This window comes from Nocardia neocaledoniensis (genome assembly GCF_029868625.1).
In the GTDB taxonomy this organism is placed as follows: Bacteria; Actinomycetota; Actinomycetes; order Mycobacteriales; family Mycobacteriaceae; genus Nocardia; species Nocardia neocaledoniensis_A.
The window spans coordinates 1-8,094 of record NZ_JARWOJ010000139.1; the positions used below are offsets into that span (position 1 = coordinate 1).

Consider the following 8,094-nt stretch of genomic DNA (forward strand, 5'->3'; position numbering starts at 1 on the left):
CGAACTGAGACCGGCCGGCGCGTCGTATTCGGAGTCGCGGCCGCGGGTATAGATCAGCCGCAGCCTGCCCTCTTCGTCGGCGCCCCATTCCTTGCAGGCCCCCTCCCCGCCCGCCCCCCATCATATCTCACCCCCCCCCCCCACACCCCCCCCCCCCCCCCCCCCCCCCCCCCCCCCCCCCCCGCCCCCCCCCCCCCCCCCCCCCCCCCCCCCCCCCGCCCACCCCCCCCCCCCCCCCCCCCCCCCCACCCCCCCCCCCCCCCCCCCCCCCCCCCACCCCCCCCCCCCACCACCCAACCACCCCCCCCCTACCCCCCCCCCCCCCCCCCCCCCCCCCCCCCCCCCCCCCCCCCCCCCACCGCCGTGGTGCCGAGTGTGGGACTCGAACCCACACGTCCTTTCGGACAACGGTTTTTGAGACCGTCGCGTCTGCCAGTTCCGCCAACCCGGCGCACCGCGGTCACTATAGCGTCTCGGCGCGCCCGGACGCTAACCGCCTGGCCTGCGGCGACCGCGCGGCGCCGGCCCCGCGCTCCACCGCTCCCCCACCGGCAGTCCCGACGGCCCACCCCGGCCCGAGGACGCGCTCCGAGCGGTTCCCGCCGCCGCACCGGTGCGCCTGCCAGGAGCCGGAGAAACGGCGCGTCCCGTGGCGGTGCCATCAGTTATTACCGAATCGAATTATCATGACGCGAATGAGTGACAATCGACACATATCGCGGGAAGGTTTCCATTCCTATCTCGCGGGTATCACGGTCACGCACAACGGATTTCCTCGTGGTGATTCATGTACGGCATTCAACCGAGAGGTGAATAGGTAGCACCGCGCCTGTGATCGTTCCAAGCAAGGCCTATTGCGCGACAATCGACCCGATTACGGTGTCGGTATGCACGTGCTGTTCGTCTGCAACTCCAATGTCTGCCGCTCGGTGATCGCCGAACGGCTCACCCGGGCGTTCGCGGCGGACAACGGGTTGCCCGGACTCACCGCCGAGAGCGCGGGCACACGGGCGCTGGTCGGTTTTCCCCCGGAACCGCTGGCCGCGGAGACCATCGCCGGACTCGGTGGCGACACCAGCGGATTCACCGCGCGCAAGCTCAAGCCGGAAATGGTCGATCGCGCCGATCTCGTGCTCGCGATGACAGAATCCCTGCGCGATCAGGTCGCCGAGCTCGCTTTCGGCGCCGCGCCGCGGACTTTCACCCTCATCGAGGCGCATCGCATCGCCCGGGTCACCGGCGCGAAATCCATTGCCGCGCTACACCAGGCGCGCAACAACCTGGCCTATGTCGGCCGGGAGAACATCGCCGACCCGATCGGGCTGTCCGCCGAGGCCTTCCTCGAGGTCGGCGACCGGATCGCCGAGCTGCTGTTCCCGCTGCTGGCCGCGCTGGCGCCGCACGAGCAGACCAAGCTCAGCGGCGACGACGGCCCCGGCCTGGTGATCGAACCGGCGCCGGCGCGCCCGCTGTCGGCGTTTCTGGCCGCCCAGCGCCGACGCTGAATCCAGGGCCTGTTCGCCACGGCCGCGCGGGGATACACTTCGGCGCGGACATGTTGCTTCCCTTGCTGGTTCGACACACGACAGGACGAGAGACTTGCCGAAACGAATTTCGGATGTTTCGCTCCATGTGTACGTGACCCCGGAAATCCGCGACCGCGTCGTCGCCAGTGTCCGGACGGTCCTCGACGACCATCTCCAGGACCGCGACATCTTCGCGTGGCGGTTCACGCTGCCGACCGAGGCCGCCGACCCGGTGCACCGGGAACTCGAATCACAGTGGCGCGCCACGCATCCCGGCGCCGATCCGAGCACCGAGGCCACCTACGAGATCGCGCTCAGCCTGGTCGGCGACCCGGTCGACCTCACCGACGACGAGATCGCCGACCTCGAACACGGCCTGGTGCTCGCGGTGTACGGCGCGGCCAGCCACGCGGTCCCGTTCCGGCTGCGCGCCCATCAGCGCACCGACCTGGAACTCGAACTCGACCACGAGCACCACTGACCCGCCCCGGCGCCGGGATCAGCGGGCCGGGAAGTGCCGGATGACGCCTTCCTGGACGGTGGTGGCGAGCAGTTCGCCGCCGCGCGAATAGAACCGGCCGGTCGCCAGCCCGCGCGAGCCCGCGGCCACGGGCGACTCCGTCGCGTAGAGCGTCCAGTCGTCGAAGCGGAACGGGCGGTGGAACCAGATCGAATGGTTCACCGTCGCCGCGAGGATCCGGTCCAGGCCCCACGACAGGCCGTGCGTGGTGATGATCGAATCGAGCACGGTGGTGTCGGAGGAGTAGCCGAGCGCGGCCACGTGCAGCAGCGGATCGTCGGGCAGAGTGCCGTCGGTGCGCATCCACACGCGATTGTGGTTGAGCTTCTCGCCGGTGCCCTTGAGGATCCACGCCGGATCGTTGGTGTAGCGCATGTCGATCGGGTGCGGCGCGTTGATGAACATCTCCAGCTTGTCCTCGAAGCCGGCGAAGCTCTCCTCGATCCGGGGGAGCGTCTCCGGGTCGGGCACCTGGGGACCCTCGTGCGAATGCTCCAAGCCCTTGCCCCAGTCCTGGAACGCCGCCAGCATGACGAACAGCTCCTGACCGTCCTGGCTGGCGGTCACCGTGCGGTTGGCCAGTGCCCGACCGTCACGGTGCCGCTCCACGTGGTATTCGATCGGCTTCTTCACGTCGCCGCCGCGCACGAAGTGCGCGTTGATCGCGTGCAGCGGCCGTTGCCCGGCGGTGCGGCCGGCGGCGACGATCGCCTGCGACACCAACTGCCCGCCGAAGGTGCGGCTCCACACCTTCTCGGGATGGTTGCCGACGAAGACGTCCTCGCCCACCGATTCGAGATCGAGCAGGTCGAGCAGCACCCGCAGATCGGGTGACGGCTCGCCTGGCACGGTATCGACCTCGATCGATCCGCCCGCCGAACTACTCACGACTAGTGGTCCTCCTCGCCGATGCGATGCACGTGGATCAGGTTGGTGGAACCGACGGTACCCGGCGGGGAGCCGGCCACGATGACCACCAGGTCACCCTTGCGGTACCGATCCAGTGACAGCAGCGCCTGGTCGACCTGATGGATCATCGCGTCGGTGGTCTCCACCATCGGCACGATGAAGGTCTCGGTGCCCCAGGTGAGCGTCAGCTGACTGCGCACCTCCGGCAGCGGGGTGAACGCCAGCAGCGGCAGCGGCGTGTGCAGACGGGCCAGGCGGCGCACGGTGTCACCGGACTGGGTGAAGGCCACCAGCGCCTTGGCGTTGAGGCGCTCGCCGATATCGCGGGCGGCGTAGGAGATCACGCCGCGCTTGGTGCGGGGCACGTGGGTCAGCGGTGGCACCCGGTTCGTCTCGGACTCCACGGCGGTGACGATGCGGGCCATCGTGCGCACCGCGTCGATCGGCCACGCGCCGACCGAGGTCTCGCCGGAGAGCATCACCGCGTCGGCGCCGTCGAGCACCGCGTTGGCGACGTCGGAGGCCTCCGCGCGGGTAGGGCGCGAGTTCTCGATCATCGACTCCAGCATCTGGGTGGCGACGATGACCGGCTTGGCGTTCTCGCGCGCCATCTGGATGGCCCGCTTCTGCACCAGCGGCACCTGCTCGAGCGGCAGCTCCACCCCGAGATCACCGCGGGCGACCATCACCGCGTCGAAGGCGAGCACGATCGCCTCGAGATTGTCGATCGCCTCCGGCTTCTCCAGCTTGGCGATGACCGGCACGCGGCGGCCGACCTTGTCCATGATGTCGTGCACGAGTTCGATGTCCGACGGCGAGCGCACGAACGACAGCGCGATGAAGTCGACGCCGAGCTTCAGCGCGAATTCCAGGTCCTCGATGTCCTTCTCGGACAGGGCGGGCACCGACACGTCCATGCCGGGCAGCGACAGGCCCTTGTTGTTGCTCACCGGGCCGCCCTCGGTGACGCGGCAGACGACGTCGTTGCCGTCGATGTGCTCGACCGTCAGGCCGACCTTGCCGTCGTCGACGAGCAGCCGATCGCCCGCCTTGGCGTCCTGCGCGAGCTGCTTGTAGGTGGTGGAGACGCGGTCGTGGGTGCCGTCGACCTCGTCGACCGTGATCCGCACCTGCTCGCCGTTGGCCCAGGTGGTGCGGCCCTCGGAGAACCGGCCGAGCCGGATCTTGGGGCCCTGTAGATCGGCGAGGATGCCGACCGCGCGGCCGGTCTCGTCCGAGGCCGCGCGGACCATCTTGTAGTTGTCGGCATGGTCGGCATGTTCGCCGTGGCTGAAGTTCAGCCGGGCCACATCCATGCCGCTTTCGACGAGTTCACGAATACGGTCCTGGGTGGCAGTGGCCGGCCCGAGGGTGCACACAATCTTCGTCCGTCGCATCACGCAGCCAAGCCTAGTCCCCCCGCTACCCGCCGTCGTTTCGCCGGTCGGGTGTTATCCCGGAGTTCACGAAATCAGCGGCGCGCGAGTGCCACATGCCGGGACAACCGGGTCTCCAGCCGCGTCTGACCCATCCCGAGGATCAGGCAGATCACCCAGTAGTAGAGCGCCGCGACGCCGTAGAGGGCGAAGAAGTCGAAGGTGGGCGCGGCCGCCAGCTGGGCGGTGCGCAGCAGTTCGGTGACCAGGATGGTCGAGGCCAGCGAGGTGTCCTTGACCAGCGAGATGAGCGTGTTCGACAACGGCGGCACCGCGATCCGCGCGGCCTGCGGGAACACGATGTACCACAGCGTCTGCGGATAGGTCATGCCCAGCGACTCCGCGGCCTCCCACTGCCCGTGGGCGACGCTCATGATCGCCGAGCGCACCACCTCCGCCGCGTACCCGCCCACATTGAGGCTGAACGCGATCACGGCCGCCGGGAACGGGTCGATGACGACGCCGAACTGCGGCAGCGCGTAGAACACGATGAACAGCTGCACCAGCAGCGGGGTGCCGCGGATGATCGAGATGTAGAAGCGGGCGGGCACCGAGAGCACCCGCTTCGCCGACATCCGCGCCAGCGCGACGCCCACCGCGATCGCCAGGCCGATGACGAAACTGATCGCCGTCAGCGGCAGGGTCGCGGTGACCGTGGCCTTCAGCATCGGCCACAGGTTGTGCCAGATCAGCTCCCTGGTCGCGGCATCCATCCGCTATTTGCTGACGTCGGTGCCGAAGTACTTCTCCGACAGCCGCGCCAGGGTGCCGTCGGCGCGCAGCTGCTCGAGCGCCTTGTCGATGTCGGCGATGAGGGCGGCGTCGTCCTTGCGCGCGGCGAAGGCCTGCTTGCTGGTCTCGCCGGTCTTGCCCGCGATCTTGATGCCGGTGTCGCCGGTCTTCTTGGTGTACTCACCGACGGCGAGGGTGTCGTTGACGGTGGCGTCGACGCGACCGGCCTTGAGCAGCTGCACCGCCTGCACGAAACCTTCCACCACTTCGACTTTCGCGCCGGCGTCCTTGGCGACCTGGTTCCAGTTGCTGGTCGCGGTCTCGGCGGCGGTCTTGCCCGCGAGGTCGGCCAGCGTGGTGATCGTGGTGTTGTCGGACTTGGTGACGATCACGCCCTCGGAGGTCGTGTACGGCTGCGACAGCGAGTACTTGGCCGCGCGCTCGGGCGTGACGGTCACCTGGTTGGCGACCAGGTCGAATCGCTTCGACTCGAGGCCGGCGAAGATGGAGTCCCACGGGGTCTGCACGAATTCCACCCGCTTGCCGAGCTTCTCGCCGACGGCCTGCGCGACCTCGACGTCGTAGCCGGTGATGGTGCCGTTGTCCTGGTAGCTGAACGGCGCGTACGTGCCCTCGGTGCCGATCTTCAGCACGTTCGGATCGGCGTCGGAGGAGCAGGCCGACAGGCCCGTCGCGGCGACGACAGCGAGTACGGCGGCGGCAAGCAGTTTGCGCACGTTCCATCCCTTTCTCCACTGCGCGTATCGGGCACGCGCAGGCCAGGCGACGCTACGGCGCCGCGACAGACCGACACAGAGTATCGCTCATCGTGATCGCAATTCCGGTGGGGAAACGCGAAACGGGTGCCCCGCACCCGGCGGGACACCCGTGGCAGGCGCGCGGACGATCAGTCGCGCAGCGGGCGGCCCTGCGCGTCGGGCACCTTGCCGGTGAGCATCATGATGCCGTCGATCAGCGGCCAGATCGCGCCGATGCCACAGGTCAGCCAAACCACCGCGATCTGGGCGATGCCGAGACCGGTGTAGCCGAGGTAGAAGCGACCGACACCGAAGCTGCCGAGGAAGATCTCCAGCAGACCGGCCATCAGCTTCTGCTTGTCCGAGAACGGCACGCCGTACATGTCGCGGCCGTACGGCGCTTCCGGGTCGGCCGGGTTGTAGCCCTGCGGCATGGCGCCGTAGGGCGCGGCGCCGTAGGCCGGCTGCGGCTGACCGTACGGGTCGGCCGGCTGACCGTACTGCGGCTGCGGCTGGCCGTACTGCGGCTGACCGTACCCGGGCTGCTGCTGGCCGTAGCCCGGCTGCTGCGCGTAGGGGTCCGAGGGCTGACCGTACGCGGGCTGACCGTACTGCGGCTGCGAACCGGAGTCCTGCGGCTTGTTCAGGTCAGGGCCGTACTGCGGGTTGGGGTTGTAGGGGTCGGTCACTCATGTCCTCCATCATTCGTGCGGGTACCCGTCGTGGCCCCCGGCGCACCGACAGCGCGCGACACTCACTCGATTTATCGCGACGGGCGTCGGGAATGTTGCCCGACGCCCGCCGATTTCGCCACCCCGTGGTGGTCAGGACTTCTTCAGCACCGTGGTGGCGTCGTCCTTGTCGCCGGGCTCGGCCGCGGTGACGGCGTCCTTGTCGTCACCCGCCCCGGCCGGGTCGTCGGTGGTCTCGCCCGCCGCCGACGCGGTCTCGCTCCCGGCGGGTTCGGCGGCGTCGTCGTCCTTCGGATCCGCCTTGGCGGCACCGCTTTCCACCGCGGCGGCGTTGTCGGCGGCACCGGCCGCGCGCAATGCCGAGAACTGCCACGGCCACGGGCGCGGTTCCCCGTCGGGCTGCAGCTGGGCCGGGGTCTCGCGCCCCTTGGTGGCCAGCGCGAAGTACGCCATCGCGCACAGGAAGACGATGGCCGAGGTGAACGAGTTGATCCGGATGCCGAGGATGTGGGTGGCCTCGTCGCTGCGCATGAGTTCGACGAAGAAACGGCCGAAGCTGTAGCCCGCGACGTAGAGCGCGAACAGGCGGCCGTGGCCGATCTTGAAGCGCTTGTCCAGCTGCACCAGCAGGATCACCACCAGCACGTTCCAGACCAGCTCGTAGAGGAACGTGGGGTGCACGACCTCGAGCACCCGGCCGGTGGAGACGCCGTTCATCATGTCGCGCGCGCCGGTGTCGGCGTCGAAGCGCTCGTAGATCTCGAGACCCCAGGGGACCTCGGTAGTGCGGCCGTAGAGCTCCTGGTTGAAGTAGTTGCCGAGGCGGCCGATCGCCTGCGCGAGCAGCACCGCGGGCGCGATCGCGTCGCCGAGCGCGGGCAGCGGGATCTTGTAGATCCGGCAGCCGATCCAGGCGCCGACACCGCCGAGGAACACCGCGCCCCAGATGCCGAGGCCGCCCTGCCAGATGTAGAGCGCCTCGATCGGATGCTTGCCGGGGCCGAAGTACTTCTGCCAGTCGGTGGCCACGTGGTAGAGCCGGCCGCCGACCAGACCGAACGGCACCGCGAACATGGCGACGTCGAGGACCGCGCCCGGCTTGCCGCCGCGCTGTTGCCACCGGCGTTCGCCCCACCAGATGGCGACGACGATGCCGAGGATGATGAACAGCGCGTACGCCCGCAGCGGGAAGGGTCCGAGCTGCCAGACGCCCTGCGGCGGACTCGGAATGTAGGCCAGGACTGAGTTCACGGGCACCAGGCTAGTGGACGGGAGTACCGCAGCGTGGCCGCGACCCTGACGGCGGATGCCGGGACGGTGACAGCGGAGAGCCCCCCCCCCCTAGTCGCCCGGCCGGCGGCACCCCGGCCCAAGACCGCCACGGGCCCCCCCCCCGCCCCACCGGGCGCGAGCCAGGTCCCACTTGTTGAACGCCAGCACCAGCGCGCGACCGGAGTCGGCGACCAGGCTGATCACGCGCAGGTCCTGCTCGGTGATCGGCACCGAGGCGTCGATCAGCAT

Annotated in this window: 10 protein-coding genes and 1 tRNA gene; 2 read left to right on the forward strand and 9 right to left on the reverse strand. The window is 69.3% G+C overall.

Going from position 1 to position 8,094, the window contains the following annotated elements:
• Nucleotides 1-127 precede the first annotated feature (127 nt).
• Both QH270_RS10425 and QH270_RS10430 read right to left on the reverse strand, forming a co-directional pair.
• Nucleotides 128-394, reverse strand: coding sequence for a hypothetical protein (locus QH270_RS10425; protein ID WP_280340471.1), 267 nt, complete (start codon nucleotides 392-394; stop codon nucleotides 128-130).
• Nucleotides 365-451: transfer RNA gene (locus tag QH270_RS10430), tRNA-Leu, on the reverse strand. Before QH270_RS10430 ends, QH270_RS10425 begins: the two co-directional genes overlap by 30 nt.
• Before the next feature lie 436 nt (nucleotides 452-887).
• Between QH270_RS10430 and QH270_RS10435 the strand changes: the two genes are divergently transcribed.
• Both QH270_RS10435 and QH270_RS10440 read left to right on the forward strand, forming a co-directional pair.
• Nucleotides 888-1,505 (forward strand): low molecular weight phosphatase family protein, encoded by a 618-nt coding sequence (locus QH270_RS10435; protein WP_280340472.1) that lies wholly within the window; start codon nucleotides 888-890, stop codon nucleotides 1,503-1,505.
• A gap of 133 nt (nucleotides 1,506-1,638) precedes the next feature.
• Nucleotides 1,639-2,007, forward strand: a complete 369-nt coding sequence (locus QH270_RS10440) for a hypothetical protein (protein ID WP_280340473.1) — start codon at nucleotides 1,639-1,641, stop codon at nucleotides 2,005-2,007.
• An 18-nt stretch (nucleotides 2,008-2,025) separates the two neighbouring features.
• Here QH270_RS10440 and QH270_RS10445 read toward each other — a convergent pair whose 3' ends face one another.
• From QH270_RS10445 to QH270_RS10475, 7 genes are all read right to left on the reverse strand, one after another.
• Entirely contained in the window at nucleotides 2,026-2,934 is a 909-nt protein-coding gene (locus QH270_RS10445; protein WP_432420334.1) for an acyl-CoA thioesterase, read from the reverse strand.
• 2 nt (nucleotides 2,935-2,936) lie between these two features.
• The gene (gene pyk, locus QH270_RS10450) at nucleotides 2,937-4,355 is read right to left on the reverse strand and encodes a pyruvate kinase (protein WP_280340474.1); all 1,419 of its coding nucleotides are present in this window, start codon (nucleotides 4,353-4,355) and stop codon (nucleotides 2,937-2,939) included.
• A gap of 71 nt (nucleotides 4,356-4,426) precedes the next feature.
• Nucleotides 4,427-5,104, reverse strand: a complete 678-nt coding sequence (locus QH270_RS10455) for an amino acid ABC transporter permease (RefSeq protein WP_280340475.1) — start codon at nucleotides 5,102-5,104, stop codon at nucleotides 4,427-4,429.
• A gap of 3 nt (nucleotides 5,105-5,107) precedes the next feature.
• A complete protein-coding gene (locus QH270_RS10460) occupies nucleotides 5,108-5,860 on the reverse strand; it encodes an amino acid ABC transporter substrate-binding protein (RefSeq protein WP_280340476.1) in 753 nt (250 codons plus the stop codon).
• 170 nt (nucleotides 5,861-6,030) lie between these two features.
• Nucleotides 6,031-6,570, reverse strand: a complete 540-nt coding sequence (locus tag QH270_RS10465; protein ID WP_232997879.1) for a TM2 domain-containing protein — start codon at nucleotides 6,568-6,570, stop codon at nucleotides 6,031-6,033.
• A 135-nt stretch (nucleotides 6,571-6,705) separates the two neighbouring features.
• The gene (lgt, locus tag QH270_RS10470; RefSeq protein ID WP_280340477.1) at nucleotides 6,706-7,830 is read right to left on the reverse strand and encodes a prolipoprotein diacylglyceryl transferase; all 1,125 of its coding nucleotides are present in this window, start codon (nucleotides 7,828-7,830) and stop codon (nucleotides 6,706-6,708) included.
• An 84-nt stretch (nucleotides 7,831-7,914) separates the two neighbouring features.
• A partial coding sequence (locus QH270_RS10475) for a hypothetical protein (protein WP_280340478.1) occupies nucleotides 7,915-8,094 on the reverse strand: 180 nt, incomplete at its 5' end.